The sequence below is a fragment of the Pseudoalteromonas sp. S3776 genome (assembly GCF_005886915.1).
In the GTDB taxonomy this organism is placed as follows: Bacteria; Pseudomonadota; Gammaproteobacteria; order Enterobacterales; family Alteromonadaceae; genus Pseudoalteromonas.
The window spans coordinates 14,371-32,287 of sequence record NZ_PNCU01000008.1; the positions used below are offsets into that span (position 1 = coordinate 14,371).

The 17,917-nt window shown below is 41.3% G+C and carries 14 protein-coding genes; 4 read left to right on the forward strand and 10 right to left on the reverse strand.

Going from position 1 to position 17,917, the window contains the following annotated elements:
• Positions 1–137: 137 nt before the first annotated feature.
• The 4 genes from CWC16_RS04725 to CWC16_RS04740 all read right to left on the reverse strand — a co-directional run bounded on the left by CWC16_RS04725 (position 138) and on the right by CWC16_RS04740 (position 4,063).
• On the reverse strand, positions 138–614 hold the full coding sequence (locus CWC16_RS04725; RefSeq protein WP_138540705.1) for a GreA/GreB family elongation factor: 477 nt from the start codon (positions 612–614) through the stop codon (positions 138–140).
• Between the two features lie 114 nt (positions 615–728).
• Entirely contained in the window at positions 729–1,661 is a 933-nt protein-coding gene (secF, locus tag CWC16_RS04730) for a protein translocase subunit SecF (RefSeq protein WP_138540706.1), read from the reverse strand.
• A complete protein-coding gene (gene secD, locus CWC16_RS04735; RefSeq protein ID WP_138540707.1) occupies positions 1,654–3,492 on the reverse strand; it encodes a protein translocase subunit SecD in 1,839 nt (612 codons plus the stop codon). The genes secF and secD overlap by 8 nt, the downstream gene beginning before the upstream one ends.
• Before the next feature lie 109 nt (positions 3,493–3,601).
• Complete coding sequence (locus CWC16_RS04740) at positions 3,602–4,063, reverse strand: hypothetical protein (protein ID WP_138540708.1); 462 nt, start codon at positions 4,061–4,063, stop codon at positions 3,602–3,604.
• 98 nt (positions 4,064–4,161) lie between these two features.
• On the opposite strand from CWC16_RS04740, the gene CWC16_RS04745 reads away from it, so the two are divergent.
• From CWC16_RS04745 to CWC16_RS04755, 3 genes are all read left to right on the forward strand, one after another.
• Entirely contained in the window at positions 4,162–5,943 is a 1,782-nt protein-coding gene (locus tag CWC16_RS04745; RefSeq protein WP_138540709.1) for an ABCB family ABC transporter ATP-binding protein/permease, read from the forward strand.
• A gap of 114 nt (positions 5,944–6,057) precedes the next feature.
• Complete coding sequence (locus tag CWC16_RS04750; RefSeq protein ID WP_055017806.1) at positions 6,058–6,771, forward strand: YebC/PmpR family DNA-binding transcriptional regulator; 714 nt, start codon at positions 6,058–6,060, stop codon at positions 6,769–6,771.
• 73 nt (positions 6,772–6,844) lie between these two features.
• A complete protein-coding gene (locus CWC16_RS04755; RefSeq protein ID WP_138540710.1) occupies positions 6,845–8,140 on the forward strand; it encodes a leucine-rich repeat domain-containing protein in 1,296 nt (431 codons plus the stop codon).
• 69 nt (positions 8,141–8,209) lie between these two features.
• Here the strand turns inward: CWC16_RS04755 and gap are convergent, their stop codons facing one another.
• The 5 genes from gap to glk all read right to left on the reverse strand — a co-directional run bounded on the left by gap (position 8,210) and on the right by glk (position 14,098).
• Positions 8,210–9,214, reverse strand: a complete 1,005-nt coding sequence (gene gap / locus CWC16_RS04760) for a type I glyceraldehyde-3-phosphate dehydrogenase (RefSeq protein ID WP_055014983.1) — start codon at positions 9,212–9,214, stop codon at positions 8,210–8,212.
• A 10-nt stretch (positions 9,215–9,224) separates the two neighbouring features.
• The gene (gene eda, locus CWC16_RS04765; RefSeq protein ID WP_055014984.1) at positions 9,225–9,845 is read right to left on the reverse strand and encodes a bifunctional 4-hydroxy-2-oxoglutarate aldolase/2-dehydro-3-deoxy-phosphogluconate aldolase; all 621 of its coding nucleotides are present in this window, start codon (positions 9,843–9,845) and stop codon (positions 9,225–9,227) included.
• A 34-nt stretch (positions 9,846–9,879) separates the two neighbouring features.
• Complete coding sequence (gene edd, locus CWC16_RS04770; RefSeq protein WP_138540711.1) at positions 9,880–11,730, reverse strand: phosphogluconate dehydratase; 1,851 nt, start codon at positions 11,728–11,730, stop codon at positions 9,880–9,882.
• Between the two features lie 325 nt (positions 11,731–12,055).
• Positions 12,056–13,069 (reverse strand): LacI family DNA-binding transcriptional regulator, encoded by a 1,014-nt coding sequence (locus CWC16_RS04775; RefSeq protein WP_055017807.1) that lies wholly within the window; start codon positions 13,067–13,069, stop codon positions 12,056–12,058.
• 36 nt (positions 13,070–13,105) lie between these two features.
• Positions 13,106–14,098 (reverse strand): glucokinase, encoded by a 993-nt coding sequence (glk, locus tag CWC16_RS04780; RefSeq protein WP_055017808.1) that lies wholly within the window; start codon positions 14,096–14,098, stop codon positions 13,106–13,108.
• Between the two features lie 279 nt (positions 14,099–14,377).
• Between glk and CWC16_RS04785 the strand changes: the two genes are divergently transcribed.
• Positions 14,378–15,394 (forward strand): LacI family DNA-binding transcriptional regulator, encoded by a 1,017-nt coding sequence (locus tag CWC16_RS04785; protein WP_055014988.1) that lies wholly within the window; start codon positions 14,378–14,380, stop codon positions 15,392–15,394.
• A gap of 105 nt (positions 15,395–15,499) precedes the next feature.
• Here the strand turns inward: CWC16_RS04785 and CWC16_RS04790 are convergent, their stop codons facing one another.
• Entirely contained in the window at positions 15,500–17,911 is a 2,412-nt protein-coding gene (locus CWC16_RS04790) for a glycoside hydrolase family 15 protein (protein WP_138540712.1), read from the reverse strand.
• Positions 17,912–17,917 lie beyond the last annotated feature (6 nt).

Below are 17,917 nucleotides of genomic sequence, written 5' to 3' on the forward strand. Positions count from 1 at the left end.
CCTTGAAGACTGACACCTTATTGAACACCATTTTGATGATTTGTAATACACCAAAACGACTTTTAATAATGTTATGAGACACATTAGCTTTATCGGATGGTGCTTCGCTTATCCGACCTACATATAAAACCAATGTTTTATAAAATTTCTACCACATCATATTCATGGTTTTTGCCTGCCATGGTTAGGCTTACTTCATCATCAAGTTGTTTGCCTAAAAGTTGTTTGCCCAGTGGTGCTTCGGGTGTAACCACTTGAATAGTTTGCTCTTTAACTTCAACCGTTAAACCGCCTGCGGCGGGGCCTAAATAAAACCATTTTTGTACCGTGTTTTCATCCTCTAGGCAAACGAGTGAGCTTATAATCACTTTATTATGAGTGGGCTCTTTAAAAATGGCTTCAAATTGTTTAATGCTTTTGTAGCAATCGTTTACGCGCTCAGCTTGGCCTTGTGCTAAATAAGCGGCTTCGAGCCCTAGGGTGTCGTATTGCGTTTCTGCTACGCTTTCTTCGTGAGTTGCGGCGTCGTGCGCGGCTTTGGCAGCTTGTTTAGCGCTGTTTAATTGTGCTTCAAGTGCAAATTTAAGGTGTTCAATTACGTGGGTTTTGTTCATGAGGGAGCGCTAATAACCAATGCTGTAAACTATATGGTTAATTTTAACGGTATAAGGCGCTTAAAACCATTATTTTAAACGCCAAAAAATTTACTTAATCATTTAAACTCGCATTTATGGCATATCCATTAATGCTTGGGTTTTTACATCGAGTTTTTCTTCGTAGTTTTCAGCGCTTAACCCTAAAAGCTCGGGTAACGTGGCAGCAATACAAATAGATGAGAACGTACCGACTACAATGCCGGTAAATAGCGCAATAGCAAAGCCTTGTAATGGCGCACCAGCGAGGAGCCAAACACTTGCAACTGTAGCAAGCGTGGTGCCCGATGTAATAAGCGTGCGCGTTAAGGTGCTTTTTATCGCGCTATTTATAATACTTGCAGGACTAAGTGCGTTATTAGATTTAACACGCAAAAGCTCACGTACTCTATCACCTACTATTATTGAGTCATTAAGTGAATAACCTATAATGGCGAGTAAACTAGCCAGTACGGTTAAATTAAACTCAAGTTGTAATAGCGAAAATAGCCCCAGTACGAGTAGTAAATCATGCACTAGCGCAACCACTGAGCCTACAGCTAAACGCCATTCAAAGCGCACCGCTAAATAAAGCATTACTGCAACCATAGCTGAAAACAGTGCTAAACAGCCTTGCTCAAACAGTTCATCACCCACTTGTGAGCCTATATACGCTGACGATAAAACCTCTGCGTTTATATCTGCGTTTTGAGTTATGGCGCTTTGCCAATCATGACTATTTAGAGTTGAATCGCTGGGCGCTTCACGAAGTTGAAAGTGGTTATTACCTTGCGCAGTTAGCTCAAACTCGCCATTGTGATTTTTAGTAATAAATTGCTCAAGCTGCTTTAACTCAACACTTTCACTGGTGGTAAACTCTGTTAGGTAGCCACCGGTAAAGTCGAGTCCAAAATTAAGCCCTTTTTGACTAAGCGTAAATACCGATAGCAATACCAGTATGGCGCTCAAAAGCATGCCTGAAAAACGCAGACGAGTGCCCGCCTCGCCCTTTAAAAAAGTGTTAAGCATGTGCATTTACTCCTGCTTTTTTAGCTAATTTTAAATACAACGTTTGGCTGAGTACTTTTGATACGTACACGCCTGTAAATACAGAGGTTATTAAACCAAGTGCCAATGTTATGGCAAAGCCTTTAACTGGGCCGTAACCTATTCCGTATAAAATAAGTGCGGTGATCATAGTGGTTATATTGGCATCAAATATAGTGTTAGCGGCTTGCTTGTAACCTTCTTGCATAGCTTGATATGCAGAGCGGCCTTTTCTGCGCTCTTCTTTAATTCGCTCAAATATAATAACGTTGGTATCTACCGCCATGCCAATAGTAAGCACAAGCCCAGCAATACCCGGCAGGGTTAACACAACCCCTGGTAATAACGACATTAGCCCCACAAGCGACGTTAAATTTAATAACAGCGCTACGTTTGCAATAAGCCCTAAGCGGCGATACCACATTGCCATAAAGGCAAGTGTAATACCCATGCCCAGCATTAATGCGGCTAAACCATTACTAATGTTTTCGCTGCCAAGGCTTGGCCCAATTGTTTGCTCATGCACTATTGTTACAGGCGCGGTAAGTGAACCTGCACGCAATAATAGGGCTAAATCGGCCGCGGCTTGCTGGCTTTTCATATTAGTAATGCTAAAACGTGAACTTAAATGTTGGGCAATATTGGCTACATTTATTACTTCACTTTTTTTAACGGTTTCGCCCTTCGCGTTTTGAGAGTACTCAGAGTAAACAGTCGCCATAGGCTTACCAATATTGGCTTTTGAAAACGCCGACATAGCATCGCCACCTTGCCCATCTAGGCTAAGTTGTACAAGTGGTTTACCCCAATCGTCGCGCCCTATGTTGGCATTATTAATGTGATCGCCGGTAAAAATAGGTACAGGGTCGAGGTTTATGGTCCCACCCGACTGCATGTTAAATGTTTTACCACCCACTTCTTTTAACTGGTAAAACCCAAGTGATGCAGTTGCACCTATGATGCGCTTAGCCTCTGTTGGGTCTTGCACTCCAGGCAGCTCTATTCGTATACGTTGTTTACCTTGGCGCTGAGTGACGGCTTCGGTAATGCCTAATTCTTCTATGCGTGAGCGAAGTGTGGTGAGTGTTTGGCTCATTACTTCTTTATCAAAGCTGCTGCGCCCTTGCTCTGAATAGCTAAATATTGCGTTTTTAACATTGCCGTTATTGGCGGTTGTAACCGCTAAATTAGCAAAGCGACTCTGTAGCTCTTCAATAACGGGGTTAAGTTTTTGCACCGCATTTGGCAGCGCGCTAATTTCAAAGCCATGATCCGTTTTCAACGCTTTAAGGCCGTGCGCTTTTTGCTTTATGATGATTGATTTAGCTTGTTGATATGCACTCACTAATTGCTCATCAACGGCTTTGTCTAAATCTACGTCGAGTACAAATAGCACACCGCCATTTAAATCAAGGCCAAGCTTTATTGGTGATAAACCAAATTCTTGCAGCCAAAGTGGGCTTGTTGCATGTTCTACAATTTTAACTTGCGTATTTGGGAACTGCGCCTTTATAGCCGCTTGCGCTTGGGCGCTTTTAGTTGGCTCGTTTAATAAAATATTGATAGTTGATTGCTTATCAAGTCCTTGTTCAACGTTAAAGCCTTGGTTATTTAACAAAGTAACTAATGCGTTAGTACTTGGCACAGCTTGCGTTTCACTATGTGGTGTATTGCTTACATGCAACCACGATTTATTAGGGTATAAGTTGGGTAATGCGCTAATAGCTAATAAAATCAGCACAATAAGCATGGCTATATAGCTCAATTTAAATTTAGCCATAAATGGCTTTTGATCTTTTTTTACACTTAACATAATTTTCCTTATTGCCAGTAAATTACTGGCAATGTGCTTTTTAAAGCACAACTAATCTCAAGGCTTAAACGTAAAACGTTAAAACCTAATAAAAATTAAATAAGAAAAATTAAGCGTGGTAAGTAGTGACGGCTCTATAGAGTAGGTTGGCATCTTTCCAGCCACTTAACCGAGACTTTTTACTATGGTACACAAGCGTATACCAAGGCTGAATAGCATTTACAGCTTGAGGGCGTATGAATATTTGTCTAACAAGGCGCTGCGCAAAAAACTCAAAAACAACATCGTATTCTGGTTCACTTTGAGCGGCATGTAAAAATAGCGAAGAATTACTAGCCGTTAACCTTGGTTGATGCGCGTCAAACCCTGTTTGGTGTGTTCTTTTGTGCTCATTTCCCTTTACCGATTTTGATATAGGCAGCGTTTTAGCTAAATCAACACTGTCAGCAAGCATACTCAATGAGCTGGTTGCCGTGTTTAATTTATGTGTGGCGCACTGCGCACTACTTTGCACACTAAAAAGCGCACAAAACAGCAAAAAAGCAGTTATAAACACACGGACGTTAAACATGGTTATTTCAAACTAAATAAGGGATGCGTAGTATATATGGGCAAGTATTTAAAATACAATGCTTATTAATTAAGTATTTAATATAACTGAGACCCTTAATGCGCTCCAAGCACAGTACAGAAAAACGCGCCGATGCCATGACCTTAAAGCAAAGCATTAAAACACTGTGGCCTTACATTACTAAATTTAAAGGGCGAGTATTTATTGCACTTTTAGCGCTTATAGGTGCTAAAGGCGCGACACTTTTAATGCCTTGGGCATTAAAAGAGATTATCGATTCGGTAGATAAATCAATTAATCCTGTTTTAGTTATCCCAGCACTACTACTGCTAATGTATGGTGGGCTTAGGTTTGCCAGCGTTTTTTTAGGTGAAGTACGCGATGCAGTGTTCTCTCGTGTAACAGAGCACGCTATGCGTGACATTGGCTTAAAGGTATTTAAGCATTTACATTCGTTAGAGCTTGCCTTTCACCTAGACAGACAAACAGGCGGAATAAGCCGTGATATAGAGCGCGGTACTAGTGGGCTAAGCTTTTTAATGCGCTTTTTAATGTTTAATATTGTACCCACCCTTTTTGAAATACTCACCGTCGCTATTATTTTTGGGTCGCTATTTTCTGTGTGGTTTGCGTTAATTACTATATTAGCGGTTGCTATTTATATAACTTTTACCGTAACAGTAACGCAGTGGCGAAACCGATTTATACGCGAGGCAAACGCCGCCGATAATTTAAGCAATACCCGCGCTATAGACAGCCTTCTTAATTTTGAAACCGTAAAATATTTTAATAACGAAGAATTTGAGGCAAAAACATACGACTCCTTTTTAGCAAAGTGGGAAACCGCTCGTTTAAAAAATAGAATGTCATTGCTTGCGCTTAATTCTGGCCAAGCGTTGATTATTGCCAGCGCTATTACAGCGCTAATGTGGTTAGGCGCCAAAGATGTAGTAACAGGTACTCTTACAATTGGTGAACTTGTAATGATAAATGCCTACATGATCCAATTATTTTTACCGCTTAATTTTTTAGGGTTTGTATATCGAGAAATAAGACGCGCGCTTACCGATTTAGAAAATATGCTGGGCTTACTCAATAAAAAGCCACAAGTCATTGAGCGACCCCGTGCCCAAAACCTCATAATTACTCGCGGCGACATAGCGTTTAATAATGTAAGCTTTAGTTACAATGCCAATCGTCCAATTTTAAAAAACATTAGCTTTAAAATAAAAGCAGGCAGTAAAGTCGCCGTTGTAGGTGCAAGTGGTGCAGGTAAAAGCTCATTGGCACGATTACTTTATCGCTTTTATGATGTGAGCTTAGGCACTATTACTATAGATAACCAAGCAATAGACTCCGTTACCCTCGATAGCCTGCGCAGTGCTATTGCTATAGTGCCACAAGACACTGTGCTATTTAATACCAGCATACGAGAAAACATAGCCTATGGCAGACCCACAGCAAGCGATGCTGAAATAGATAAAGCAATAGAAATGGCCCATTTAAAAGACTTTATTTCAACATTAGCCGAAGGCGATAAAACACTGGTTGGCGAGCGCGGTTTAAAAGTATCTGGCGGCGAAAAGCAACGTATTGCCATTGCACGCGCTATTTTAAAACGCTCCCCTATTTTAATATTTGATGAAGCAACCTCAGCGCTCGACTCGCATGCTGAGCAAGCTATATTGAACGCAATGCGTGCTGTTACTCAAAACCATACTAGCGTGGTGATTGCTCATAGGCTTTCTACTATCGTTGATGCCGATAACATACTGGTATTTAACAACGGTGAACTAGTTGAGCAAGGCACACATGCAGCACTTTTAGCAAAAAAAGGTCAATACGCTCAAATGTGGCAATTACAACAGCAGGAAGGTTAATTAACTTGAACTTTGGTTAATTACAGCCATTTACTGGCGATACTGCCGCTTTACCTTTAGAATACGGCCTTGAAATTTTATTCAATAATTTACATATATTAAGGCGAAACGCAGATGGGAAGAGCTTACCAAAACAAAAAAGATTCAATGGCTAAAACTGCGGGTGCTAAAACTAAAGTTTATTCTAAGTACGGTAAAGAAATATACATTTGTGCTAAAAACGGTGGCGTAGATACAGACGGCAACCTTGCACTGCGTCGTTTAATTGAACGCGCTAAAAAAGACCAAGTACCTGCACACGTTATTGAACGCGCAATAGAAAAAGCCAAAGGCGGCGGCGGTGAAGATTACGCAGCCACACGTTATGAGGGTTACGGCCCTGGTAACTGTATGATTATTGTTGACTGTTTAACTGACAACAATAAACGTACATTTGCTGATGTGCGCATTTGTTTTACCAAAGCAAACGCTAAAATAGGCGCACAAAATTCGGTATCACATTTATTTGATCACCTCGCTATTTTTGTTTTTGACGGCGACGACGATGAAGCTGTACTAGAAGCCCTTATGATGGCCGATGTTGATGTAACCGATGTAGAAGTAGAAAACGGTAAAGTGACGGTTTTTGCCCCCCATACCGAATACAACAACACACGTACAGCACTTGAAGAAATGGGTATTACAGATTTTGACGTAGACTTAATTTCGTTTGTACCTCAAGTTGAGGCCCCTATTGAAGGTGAAGACGTAGAAGTAATGGAGCGCTTTTTAGCCATGCTTGAAGATTGTGACGATGTACAGAACGTTTACCATAACGCGCAATTTTAAATTTTACTGAACGCATTTATTTTAAGCCAACAGCGATGTTGGCTTTTTTATTTTAAAAGGCTTATTAAATTTTATGAATACCCTTGCAGAGCTTAAAGCGGGTAAGTTAAATGGCGTTACACGCGTACAACTCGTTGAAGAATTAACAGAGCTCCCCTCAGAAATTTTTACCCTTGCAGACACCCTCGAAGTACTCGATTTATCAAATAACATGTTATCAGATTTACCTGCGGAATTTGCCTGCTTGCACCGTTTAAAGCGGGTGTTTTTATCGTTTAACCAATTTAAACATATACCTGAAGTACTCGCTAAGTGCCCTGCTTTAATTATGGTTGCATTTAAAGGCAATCAAATAACAGAGTTTGCTCTTAACAGCTTACCTAAAAATATTGAATGGTTAATACTTACCGATAACAAATTGAGCGCGTTACCAGGTGACTTTGGCAATTACACACAGCTTAAAAAGCTTGCGCTAGCTGGCAATGAGTTAACACATTTACCAACAAGTATGGCTAAATGTACTAATTTAGAGCTTGTAAGGCTCTCTGCTAATAACTTAGCAAAAATTGATAATTGGCTACTAGAATTACCAAAACTTGCTTGGCTTGCATTTGCAGGTAACGAATTTAATAAAGCGCAGTGCTTAACAAAAAGTACTTTAAAAAATACCCCGCTTGAAAATTTTCAGCTTAAAAAAGTAATAGGCCAAGGTGCATCGGGCGTTATACACCTAGCAAAAGCAGAAAATAACAATGTGGCGGTAAAACTATTTAAAGGGGCAATAACGAGTGATGGCTACCCACTTGATGAAGTAAACTGCTGCTTACAGGCGGGGAATCATAAAAATTTAATTAACGTATTAAGTTACATAGAGCAAAGCACGCAGCTTGGCTTAGTGATGGAGCTAATAGGTACCAGTTATACAAATTTAGGTTTACCGCCGAGCTTACAAACCTGCACCCGCGATACATTCAATGATGATTGTAATTACCCTATTGAAGCTGTTTATAAAATAGCAAAACAGATGGCTAATACGCTTGCTCACCTGCATGATAATCACGTAAGTCATGGCGATATTTACGCACACAACACCATGATAAATGAGCAATATGATGTTTTATTTGGCGATTTTGGTGCGGCTACTAATTTAGCCATGCTTACCCATCAAGAACAAAAATGCATAGAGCTTATAGAAGTACGTGCTTTTGGTTGCTTAATTGACGACTTACTAAGTACGATTAGCGAAGCAGATAAGAAAACCGAACTGTTTGTTAAAATGTCCGATATAGTAGCGCGTGCTATAAATACTGCTATTGCCTGGCGCCCTAGTTTTAAAGCACTAAGCGCTTTATTAAACGAACGGCTATAAATCAATAAAACTAAAAAAGCCTGCATAATGCAGGCTTGGTTGGATAAAGCTAAACTTTTACACGGTCAATTATAAGTACTGACCTAATGCTTTAACTTGGTCTAACATGCGGTTTGAGAAACCCCACTCGTTGTCGTACCAAGCCATTACTTTAACTAATTTGCCATCAGCTTTAGTTTGCGTTGCATCAAAAATTGATGACGCAGGGTTGTGATTAAAATCAATAGAAACAAGCGGAAGCTCGTTGTACTCTAAAATTTCTTTCATTGAACCTGTCGCTGCGGCTTTCATTACTTCGTTGATTTCTTCAGCTGTTGTGTCGCGCTTAGTGATAAACGTAAAATCAACTAAAGAAACATTGATAGTAGGTACACGTACCGACATACCGTCTAATTTACCCGCAAGCTCAGGAAGTACTAAGCCAACAGCTGCTGCAGCACCTGTTTTAGTTGGGATCATAGACTGAGTTGCACTACGTGCACGGTAAAGATCTGGGTGATAAACGTCAGATAAGTTTTGATCGTTTGTGTAAGCATGAATTGTAGTCATGCTACCTTGCTCAATACCAACTGTGTCGTTAATTGCTTTAGCAATTGGCGCTAAACAGTTAGTAGTACAAGATGCATTAGAAATAATGTTGCTATCCGCGTTAATTACATCGCTGTTAACACCGTGCACTACAGTTGCGTCTAGGTCTTTACCAGGTGCAGATACAATTACTTTTTTAGCACCTGCTGTAATGTGTTTAGCGGCATCTTCACGCTTAGTGAAAAAACCAGTACATTCTAAAACGATATCAACGTTAAGCTCTTTCCACGGTAAGTTTGCAGGGTCACGCTCTTGCGTCAAAGTAATTACGTCGTCACCAATTAACATGGTGTTATCTTCAAGTGTTACTTTTTGAGAAAATTGACCATGAACTGAGTCAAATTGTGTTAAATGCGCATTTACGTTAGCCGGTGCTAAATCGTTAATTGCTACAATTTTAATCTCACTGTTTTGTGCTGACTCGTAAAGTGCACGTAATACGTTGCGACCGATACGGCCATAGCCATTAATTGCTACATTAATCATTTTTAGACTCCTATTTAACTTCACTTGCTTGTCGAGCAAGCGCTTCAATGGCTTGCCAGTCTTTGTTTTCAATTAGTTGCTTGTCTAGCATCCACGTACCACCAACACAAATTACGTTGTTAAGCGCTAAGTAATTAGGGGCTGTTGCTAGGCTAATGCCACCGGTTGGGCAAAAAGTAATATGTGGTAATGGGCCACCAATCGACTTAAGCATGGCTGTTCCGCCAGCAGCTTCAGCTGGGAAGAACTTTAAATACTTAAAGCCATGGCTTGCTAACTGCATTACTTCGCTTGCAGTTGCTGCGCCAGGTAAAAATGGCGTATCTGAATTTTTAGCTAACGCTAATAATTCATCACTTACACCTGGGCTTACCATAAAATCAGCGCCTGCTTCTACTGAGGCATCAAAGCTTGCTTTATCAACCACTGTACCTGTACCAACGTAAGCTTCTGGAACTTCTGCTTTCATTAGTTTCACAGCTTCAACTGCAACAGGCGTACGTAGCGTAATTTCAAGTGCTTTTAGGCCACCGTTGTATAACGCTCTAGCGAGTGGTGCTGCATCTTCTAATTTTTCGATTACAACCACTGGCACCACAGGTGCCGACGCTAAGATTTTTTCAATACTCATTACTTGTTCCTCATTACCCAGTGTGTGGCAATTATTATTCAAGTCCAAAAGCACTCGCACCTAAATCGGCGCTGCTTACAATATTTCTAAATCCAGTAAATAATTCTCGGCCGGTACCAAATGTTAAACTTGGTTGACTAAGTTGTAGTTCACGCTTAGCAAGCTCTTCGTCGCTAACGTGTACTTTTAAGATTCCGTTTGGCGCATCTAAGGTTACTAAATCGCCTTCTAGAATTTTTGCAATAATGCCCCCTTCAACGGCTTCTGGCGCTAAGTGAATAGCAGCAGGCACTTTACCTGATGCACCCGACATGCGGCCATCAGTTACTATAGCTACTTTAAAGCCTTCGTCTTGGAGGGTTGCCATTACTGGCGTTAATTTATGAAGCTCTGGCATACCTTTCGCTTTAGGTCCCTGCTCTTTAAGCACGGCTATAAAGTCTTGGTTTAACTCGCCTCGGGTGTAAGCTTCTTGCAATTCGCCTTGTGAGCTAAACACTTTAGCAGGGGCTGTTACTACTTGATGCTCTGTTGCGACAGCAGACACTTTTATTACGGCTTTGCCTAAGTTACCTGTTAGAAGTTGCAGGCCACCTTGCTTACTAAACGGATTGTTAACAGGACGAAGTACTTCTTCATCAAGTGAGTTTTCTGGGCAATCTACCCATTTAACTTTTGAAGGACCTGTTGAATCGCTCATAATTAAGCTGTCGTCTTTATCTAAACGCGGCTCCATCATGTAAGGGGCTAAGCCTTCACCAAGCATAGTTTTAACGTCAGTATGCAAATAACCAGCACCGGCTAGTTCACGCATTAAGAAACCCATACCGCCGGCAGCTTGAAAATGATTAACATCAGCCGAGCCATTAGGGTAAATACGCGTAAGTAGTGGTACAACTTCTGATAAATCAGACATGTCTTTCCACGTTATTTGTACACCTGCTGCCTTTGCGATAGCAACAATGTGGATAGCGTGGTTAGTAGAGCCACCTGTAGATAACAAGCCAACTAAACCATTAATGATGGTTTTTTCGCTGATCACATCTGCTAAACATGGGCTTTCTTTATCGCCTGTAAGCTGTTTAAGCATAGTTTCTACAGCATTACCTGTTAAACCATCGCGAAGCTCAGTGTAAGGGTTAATAAACGAGCTACCTGGAAGGTGTAAGCCCATTATTTCCATTAACATTTGGTTTGAGTTAGCAGTACCGTAAAACGTGCATGTACCAGCGCTATGGTATGACGCGCTTTCAGCCTCAAGTAATACATCACGGCTAACTAAGCCTTGTGCAAATTTTTGGCGAATACGAGCCTTTTCTTTATTTGGGATACCAGATTGCATTGGGCCAGCAGGTAAAAAGAACACTGGTAAATGACCAAACGATAAGGCACCAATTAATAAACCAGGGACAATTTTGTCACATACGCCTAAACAAAATACGCCATCAAATACGTCATGCGATAATGAAACCGCCGTAGACATAGCAATTACATCACGAGAAAAAAGTGACAATTCCATACCGTCACGCCCTTGCGTAACACCATCACACATTGCTGGTACGCCGCCTGCAACTTGGGCAGTGGCATCGTACTTAGTGGCAATATCTTTAATTAAATCAGGAAAGTCTTTGTATGGCACATGGGCCGAAAGCATATCGTTATATGAGTTGATAATAGCAAGATTTGGCTGCTCATCAGCCTTTAAGCGCGCTTTGTCGTCGCTGCTACACGCAGCCATTACGTGAGCGATGTTTCCGCAACCTAGTCCAGCACGAACTCTTGTTTGTTTTTTTGCATGCGAAATACGATCTAAATAATCTTGACGGGTTTGTTTACTGCGTTCAATAACGCGTTGGGTGACTTCTTCAATGCGAGGGTGCAACATAATTTAGCTCATCTCTATTAGTTAGAGGAAAAAGGCTCAGTAGCAATTACAGACTCCACGTAAATAACTGCACTGAGCATCTTTGATTTACCCGTTCAAAGGTACGCTACCAGGGAGCCTCTCACAACAACCCTGACACCGGTGTCACTGTATTAACGCATAGCATTGACACCGGTGTCAACCCTGAGTAACAAAATTAGTGTAAAATTTTAACGTGACCAATTAATGAACATGCTAATTTTAGTTTATTTGCTAAAATCCGCCCAAAAAAAACCCGAATAAGCGTCACTCAAATTCGGGTTACTGTGAAAAGCAAAGTGAAATTTTATTTAATTGCGGCAGTAGACTCGCGCGTTATTAACCGGGATTCTAGGGTAACCTGATAAGGCTGCTCTTGTGGCTGCGCGATATGCGATATAAGCTGCGTTACAGCTTGTTTAGTCATCTCTTCTACAGGTTGTGCAATAGTGGTTAAGCCAGGCCAAATATGGCGTGCTATAGGAGCGTTATCAAACCCAGCTATAGAGATATCATCTGGCACTCTTAATTGACGCTGTGTGGCAAGTTTTAGTACCGCCGCCGCCATGTAATCATTCGATGCAAATACTGCCGTAGGCCTTGGTGACAAATCTAAAATACTGCGTGCGCTGTCTACACCTGAGTGATAACTAAAGTTACCCTCTTCAACTAAACGCTCATCAAATTCTATACCGTGGCTTGCCAAAGCACGTCTGTAGCCATTAAAACGTTGCTGCGTAGCACTATGATCAGGGTGGCCTTTAATAAAGGCAATTGATTTATGACCAAGTGAAATTAAGTGCTCGGTTATTTCATAGGCGCCCTGCTCATCGTTGCTACGCACCGAAATTGAATCATCTTCAAGCAGTGCCGATGCAACCCGTGCATACGGTATGTTTTTAGCTTTTAAAAAATTAGCGAGTTTTTCAAAATCACCAAATGGCGGAGTAAGTACTACACCATCTAAACGCGAGGTTTGTAGTAATTGCTCTATATCGTTAATTAAATCGTCGCCACGTAGTTCGCAAGGGTGTATTAGTAAGTTATAGTTATTCTCTTTACAAGCAGCAAGTGCGCCAGTTTGTACGCGTGTTATATAACTTTTACTTGGGTTATCGTACAAACAACCAATAATAAAACTACGATTTTGCGCCAGTCCGCGTGCTATTGGGTTTGGTGTATAATCAAGCTCTTTAAATACTTTAAGCACTTTTTCGCGCGTAGCCGCACTTACATTAGGCTCATTATTTAACACCCGCGATACCGTTTTTTTAGAAACGCCCGCATGGCTTGCTACACTATTTATGGTTACTTTTTTCATTTGTTCATTATCCAAATACAACCATTAAGCAAAAAACTATTTGCTGTTATATAAACACGCACCCGCGCCAATAAGCGGTATGTTATCTTGGGTTACTAAGGTTACCGGTATTTGCCCTGCATATTGCGACATAACGCCCTTTTGCGAAAAACGCTCTACAAAACGGCTCTCTAATAATCTGCTCTGCATACGTGGTAAAATACCACCACCTATAAATAGGCCACCTAATGCGCCATATACCACAGCTAAGTCGCCTGCCACACTGCCTATCCAATCACAAAACTGATTAAGCGTTGCATCACACACTTCACATTCGCCACTGTTGGCAAGGCTGCTAATTTGTGCTGCATCTAAGTTTTTAGCTGTCACCCCCTTCACGGCAGCCATTGCTTTGTATAAATGGGCAATACCAGGGCCTGAAAAAACCGTTTCGATTGAAACATGTGGGTGTTCTTTGCGCAATTCATTAATTAATAAAGCATCTAGCTCATTAACAGGCGCAAGCGACATGTGCCCGCCCTCAGAGCTTAATACAGCGCAAGATTGCGCCGTACGCACCAAACACGCTGCGCCAAAACCTGTACCAGGGCCCATAACACCAATATTTGCATTTGCATCGGCTTGACCAGGCTTAATAGTAATGTTTTGAGTTGCATCTAAATAAGGCGCTGCATAAGCAAATGCAGCAAAGTCATTAATTACTTCTAATTGGGTTAGATTAAAATGCGCTTTAAACTCGTTAACACTAAAGTGCCAACCTAAATTTGTTAGATGCACTTGACCTGCTTTTATAGGTCCTGCGACTGCCAAACATGCGCGAGTTGGTGTTACGTGAGGAATAGTTGTTAAATACTGCTCAAGCGCGCTTTCTAAAGAACCAAAATTTGCACTAGGAAATATGTTAATATGTTCAATAACAAATTGGTTTGATTGCTCGTTAAAATCGGTAATTAATGCAAAGCGCGCATTGGTGCCCCCAATATCGGCAACAAGGATGGGGCTAAAATGGGCAGAAGAATTTTGGCTCATGGTATTATCTCTTTTGTGTAAGCGGCTTATGCTTGTTATTTTACAACGACCATGCGTTGTTATTTATACACTTTGAGCTATCACCTCAAAGTAGCTATCACAGTAAAAAAGGCTGCTATATAAAATAGCAGCTAATACGTTTTGACAACAAAATGATAAAACATTGACATTATGACACCGGTGTCATGACTAGATCAATAATAAATCGTAAAAAGCTTGAAATAATTCACTAATAGTCGAAAATGACACAATTATTTAGCATTTATTTAAGTTGTAACAATGAAAGGTAAAGCCACCTCATTTGACATAGCCCATTATGCTGGCGTTTCACAATCAACGGTATCTCGCGCTTTACGTAATAGTCCCCTTGTTAATGCAGAAACACGCAAACGCGTTCACGACATAGCTAAGCAACTTAACTATAAAGTGGATAAAAATGCCAGCAACTTGCGTACTCAGCAAAGTAGTACCCTTGCGCTATTATTGTTTGAAGACCCAACATCAGATGAATCACAAATAAACCCTTTCTTTTTGTCTATGTTGGGCAGTATTACCCGGGCGTGTGCTAAAGAAGGTTATGACTTATTAGTCTCGTTTCAATCAGCCAGCGCCGATTGGCAAGCTGATTACGAAGACAGCCACAGAGCCGATGGCATAATTTTACTCGGCTATGGTGATTACATAGACTTTCAACCAAAATTTAAAACCTTACTAGAGCAAAACACAAAATTTGTATGCTGGGGCGCCACCGTCGATAACCGCCCGGATTTAACCGTATGTTGTGATAACTACGGCGGAGGTAAACTAGCTGCTGGCCATTTAATTGCCCATAACCGTACTGATTGTGCCTTTATCGGTGATGCTTCTGATCACAGTCCAGAATTTTTTGCCCGCTTTCAGGGGTTTAAAGATGAGCTACTTACTAGTGGTATAACCATTAATGAGCGAAAAATGGCCAATGCTATTTCTACTGAAGAGTCGGGTTACCATGCTACACGCTCACTCATAGCAAATAACATTAAATTTAACGCCTTATTTGCCGCCAGTGATTTAATAGCCATTGGTGCAATTCGCGCTTTAAAAGAAGCCAATATTAATGTTCCTAACGAAGTGGCTGTGGTCGGCTTTGATAACATAGCCATAGCAAGCTATATAAACCCACCGCTTACTACAATAGCGCAAGACACCACCGTTGCAGGACAAATGCTGGTAGAAAACCTTCTAAAGCTAATTCGCGAGGAAGAAGTGCAAAGCACCCTTTTACCGCCAGTGTTAATTGCCAGAGGGTCTAGTTAAGGGTTTACAACTCAACTTCATGTGCTTATTAAACACTAACCCCACTTAAATACAAAAAAGCCACGACTATTAACCGTGGCTTTAATTTTAGATTTTGAACTAGCCTTATTTCAAAGCTTTCTCAACAATAGGGTAATGATCCCAAACTTGTTTGTCGCTGAGTGAACGAACTAATTTAATATACTCGGCGTGAGTCCATGCCAATGGGGTTGCTGAATTAGTCCCCTCGCCAAGCTCATAACCTGCTTTGTTAACCCCTACGCCATCCCATACTTGCTCGGGTAACATAAGGCCGTTATTAGCAAATTGTTCTAAGCCTTTTACATAGCTGTTTTTAATTTGTGCTTGTTTAGCATCATCCAGAGCGTTGTTTGCATTCGCTGCTGCGATTTCGTAATGCCCGCGCTCACCAGTGAAAAATGGCCAAACACGACCGCGTTGACCTGGTGTGTTGCTACCACCTTCTGCGTAATTAGTGCTTGTTACTTCATCTTCACCGTAGCCGTCGTTACCATATCGACGGTAGCCTGCAAATGTGCCGCTGCCATCGTCAAAGCTAAAGCTGTATCTAACTTGTAAGTTATCTTCAAGCGTTTCGTCATCGTACTCTGGCAGTGTTTTAACAATGCTTTCGTCGTTAGCATCGCGAACGCCGTAGCGTACTAGCTCTAAAAATCCGCCATCTAAAATTTGCTTTTTATTAAACCCTTCGCGGCCATTATTAGCGTTAATTTTAGTGTCTGAATTTGCATCGGTATCTTGGCCTATACGAATAAAGTATTCGCCATCGCTATTCTCGCCTTTTAAGTTACCTTCGGTAGTAAACATGTGCGATTCGATGTCATTACTGTATTTTTTAGCCGTAACAAGGTAGCGCTTTGCGTTTTTATCATCGCCACTAAGCGTTGCGATATCGCTTGCGGTAATAAGGCCAGCGACTATTGCTGCAGTTGTTGAAGGGGAGTAACCTTCTTGCTCTTCCCAGCGCTCTTGCTGTGTTGCCGGTGGTGTAATTTGTGTGTCGTTCCACAAAATTTTAGCAAGCCCGCCATCCACTAAAAAATCAGCCGCAGGTTTTAACATTTTGCCGTACCAACTTTTTAGCTCTTCATCGCTAAGTACATTGGCTTTGTGTAACTTCCAAGCAAGCATTATAGGCATAGCAGTTTGGTCAAGCTGTACGCCTACCCATTCTAGTTCACCATCTACATGTGTTTTTTGTAAAAACCAGCCTGTATCGCCATTATTGCCCGGTGTTTTGCTGTTTACTTGTACTTTTTCAAGGTATTCGAATGCTGTTTTTGCTGTGGCAGTATCGCCAAGCGCCATAAATGCCATGGCTACTTGATAAAAATCGCGCACCCACACTGCTTTATAACCTGTAGAACCCTCTTTAGCAGATACCGTTTCGCCCCACGGATTAGATAGAGAAGCAATTAATGCCCCTGCGTGTGTTTTATCTTCTTGTGCTTTTAATACCATGGCACTGGTGTATAAAAGCTTGCCGTTATCGGCGGTTTGCTCAACCATGCTATTAAGCGGTTTTAGGCTTTGTAGGTAATCTTGCCAGCCCAGCGCTTCCCCTTTTCCGTTATAGTGTTCAAGTACTGTTTGATACCCTTTCGCTAAGCTTTTTTTACCTTCATTGAAACTTTGCTGCTGCGTTTTGCCAAAGCTTAGAGCCAAATCAAAGGTGGTATTTGCGCTTATTTCACCAAGCTCTGCCAACATACTTACGTTACCTGCAGTTTCGCCAGTATTTGTGTATTGGTTTTTTAAAGATTGCGTTGTTTTAAGTGCGTTAATACCATCGCTTTCCCCTGTAAAGCCCACTGTTTTAGCTTTAAAAGGGGTTGCTGATTGAAGTGATAAATAGTTATCGTCTTCCCATGCAACGAGGCCGTGATCTGTTGTTTTAGCAAAGTCACCTAAGCCGTTGTTGTTAATGTACGGATTAACAGACACATACGCTTTTAGCCCTTCAAGCTCAGTATTAAATATGCTGCGTATAAACAGGGTTTGCCCGTCAGGGTCGGTAAATATGTGTTTTTCTAGGCTAAAGCGGCCTTGTTTGTCAGTGCTTGTTACTTTATAAGCAAGCGAAAGTGGGCGACCTTGTGCATCTTTATATAAGTAATCTATGGTGACATCTAATTCGTCGGCTTCACTAACGGTAAAGTCTTTACCTGTAACAACAAATTGCATGTCTTTAATTTGTGCTTGATGAATAAGCCCAAACATGGTTTCGGTGATCATACCTTTTGCAATTGAAAACCATACTTTAGATACATCACCCGTTGCAGCTGCATCCGTATATTGTCCGTTTTGGTATTGTTCAAAAGATGTACCAATACCTGTTTTACCTGCATAAGCCCAAAACGGCTCTGCGCCTGGGGCACCAGGTGCCGATGTAACTTGTGCAGCGGTAGTTTCATCAGTCGTGCTTGTGTTTTGAGCGCCACAAGCCGTTAAACCTAACGTTAAAAGTGAGGCGGTGATAAGGTTGTATTTTTTCATTGTGTG

What these genes read in the sequence shown, in the direction of transcription:
- CWC16_RS04725 (WP_138540705.1), bottom strand. Translation starts at nt 614, where the DNA reads ATGAACAAAACCCACGTAATTGAACACCTTAAATTTGCACTTGAAGCA.
- CWC16_RS04740 (WP_138540708.1), bottom strand. Translation starts at nt 4,063, where the DNA reads ATGTTTAACGTCCGTGTGTTTATAACTGCTTTTTTGCTGTTTTGTGCG.
- eda (WP_055014984.1), bottom strand. Translation starts at nt 9,845, where the DNA reads ATGAGTATTGAAAAAATCTTAGCGTCGGCACCTGTGGTGCCAGTGGTT.
- secD (WP_138540707.1), bottom strand. Translation starts at nt 3,492, where the DNA reads ATGTTAAGTGTAAAAAAAGATCAAAAGCCATTTATGGCTAAATTTAAA.
- gap (WP_055014983.1), bottom strand. Translation starts at nt 9,214, where the DNA reads ATGATTAATGTAGCAATTAATGGCTATGGCCGTATCGGTCGCAACGTA.
- CWC16_RS04775 (WP_055017807.1), bottom strand. Translation starts at nt 13,069, where the DNA reads ATGAAAAAAGTAACCATAAATAGTGTAGCAAGCCATGCGGGCGTTTCT.
- CWC16_RS04790 (WP_138540712.1), bottom strand. Translation starts at nt 17,911, where the DNA reads ATGAAAAAATACAACCTTATCACCGCCTCACTTTTAACGTTAGGTTTA.
- CWC16_RS04750 (WP_055017806.1), top strand. Translation starts at nt 6,058, where the DNA reads ATGGGAAGAGCTTACCAAAACAAAAAAGATTCAATGGCTAAAACTGCG.
- edd (WP_138540711.1), bottom strand. Translation starts at nt 11,730, where the DNA reads ATGTTGCACCCTCGCATTGAAGAAGTCACCCAACGCGTTATTGAACGC.
- glk (WP_055017808.1), bottom strand. Translation starts at nt 14,098, where the DNA reads ATGAGCCAAAATTCTTCTGCCCATTTTAGCCCCATCCTTGTTGCCGAT.
- CWC16_RS04785 (WP_055014988.1), top strand. Translation starts at nt 14,378, where the DNA reads ATGAAAGGTAAAGCCACCTCATTTGACATAGCCCATTATGCTGGCGTT.
- secF (WP_138540706.1), bottom strand. Translation starts at nt 1,661, where the DNA reads ATGCTTAACACTTTTTTAAAGGGCGAGGCGGGCACTCGTCTGCGTTTT.
- CWC16_RS04745 (WP_138540709.1), top strand. Translation starts at nt 4,162, where the DNA reads ATGCGCTCCAAGCACAGTACAGAAAAACGCGCCGATGCCATGACCTTA.
- CWC16_RS04755 (WP_138540710.1), top strand. Translation starts at nt 6,845, where the DNA reads ATGAATACCCTTGCAGAGCTTAAAGCGGGTAAGTTAAATGGCGTTACA.